2 protein-coding genes are annotated in these 1852 nt (G+C 63.8%); both read left to right on the top strand.

Annotated features, from left to right (window positions below; genetic code table 11):
- The first annotated feature begins 506 nt into the window (after nt 1-506).
- Nucleotides 507-782 carry a hypothetical protein gene (locus tag BU28_RS23655; RefSeq protein WP_143809770.1) on the top strand — a complete coding sequence of 92 codons (276 nt, stop codon included), beginning with the start codon at nt 507-509 and terminating at the stop codon, nt 780-782.
- The coding region (locus tag BU28_RS0117565) for a M81 family metallopeptidase (protein ID WP_028720590.1) at nt 779-1852 on the top strand (1074 nt) is incomplete at its 3' end. The genes BU28_RS23655 and BU28_RS0117565, both read left to right, overlap by 4 nt.

Raw genomic sequence — 1852 nt, 5'->3', positions numbered from 1 at the left:
CCCCGCCGATCACTTGGCCGCGCTGGACGCCTGGGCTGACATGATCCGCTCTGGCCGTGTCTATGCCCTGAAGGAAACCGCCCTGCATGGGAAATTCGCGGCAAAGATCATCGAAGGTGTTCTGGAGCGGCACGGTGTGGCACGCAGTTGTGCGATCCTTCCCGACGAATAAGCTCCTCGAGGATGCGCAGCTTCTCGTGGGCTGGCCAGTAGCGGCGGCGCGCGACGCCGGTGATTACCTCGATCCGGCGGATATCGTCGTTGGACATGAGCATGTCCTCAAGCACAGGCTTGAGCCTCTCATGGTCATGCTGGACTGTCCGGTCGAAAGGGGGGGCAGTTCAGTATGGCCATCAAACGATTTTCCCAGCAAGGCTTCTCTGGGACAACTCCATCTATATAGTTACCGAAAACAAATCCCAAGCAGAAGCCCAATGCTCAACCGCCACAGCTTTTTGACAACCTGTCTCTTGTCGCGACTTAACTCTATCTCGCGCACGCCGCCCATGGGTTTAGATCCCGAATGCATCGCGGGGGAGCGGGCCAGAGCGCCCGGGCTTTCCACGCGCGAGGTGATCTGGGGGGCAGACTACGACGCCGTCCTTATAGCAGCTGCGCCGCCACTGCCTACGATTCTCGTGCCCTGCGAAGGCGGGCCGTCGCACAACCCGGCCGAAGCTACAGTGCCGAAGGAATGTTCCGCCGAGGCGCAGGTGCTGCTGGAGGCCGTGCTGGACTACCACCGGCGCAGGGCCGAGCGCCGCGAGGAAGTCGCCGCATGAGCAAGCGCCTGGTCCTTGCCCGCCTGAACCACGAGACGAACACGTTTTCGCCCGTTCCGACGCCACTGGTCTCGTTCAATCCGCTATTGGGGGACGAGGCGTTGGCGGCGGCGGAGGGTTCGCCCACGGCTCTGGGCGCCTTTCATGCCTTTGCCCGCCACATCGGGGTTCGGATCGACGTGCCGCTGATCGCCCATGCCATGCCTTCAGGCCCTGTCGAGGACGACGCATTTGAGGCAATGGCACAGGCAATCCTCGGGTCCGTTGAGCAAGGATGCGACGGCATCCTTCTGGATCTGCATGGTGCCATGGCGACCCGCAGCCATGACGATGGCGAGGGTGAACTTCTGGCACGGGTGCGAGCTGCCGCGCCTGCTGTTCCGATCGGCGTGGCACTCGATTTGCACGGGAACATCACGCAGACCATGCTGGACAACAGCGACGTGATCGTGGGCTTCAAGACCTATCCTCACGTCGATATGGTCGAGACAGGTGAGCATGTCGCGCGCCTGTTCGCGCCGCTTCTCGACGGCGGTCCGCGCCCTGAGATGGCGCTGTGCCATCCGCCCATGCTGGCCGCGACCCTTTGCATGAACACGACGACCGACTGCGCCATGACGGACCTTGTCGCCATGGCACGTCAGGCCGAGACGCGGCCCGGCGTTCAGGCCGTGACCGTCTTCGGTGGTTTCCCCATTGCGGACCTCGCGGAAACGGGCCTTTCCATCGTCACCGTCGCCGATACCCCTGAACTGGCGACCGAGGTTGCGCGGGAACTCGGCCGGGAGGCATGGCGTCGCCGCGAAGAATATGTCTATCACGAGGAGCCGCTGGCGCAGTCCATCGACCGCGCGATCACGCTGGCCGACGGTTCGGCCCCCGTCCTGCTGCTGGACCATGGAGACAACTGCATGTCCGGAGGCAGCTGCGACGTGATGGACGTACTGGAGGAGCTGCTGGCGGCCGGCCAGGACGGCATCCTCGTCGGGCCCATCGCTGATGCCGGGACGGTCGCGCAGATGTTCGCCGCAGGCGAAAGCGCAGAGGTCGAGGTGAGGCTGGGCAACAAG

The organism is Paracoccus yeei ATCC BAA-599, assembly GCF_000622145.1.
Taxonomy (GTDB): Bacteria; Pseudomonadota; Alphaproteobacteria; order Rhodobacterales; family Rhodobacteraceae; genus Paracoccus; species Paracoccus yeei.
The sequence above is the reverse complement of the archived record's forward strand: the minus strand, read 5'-3'. Positions and strand labels throughout refer to the sequence as shown.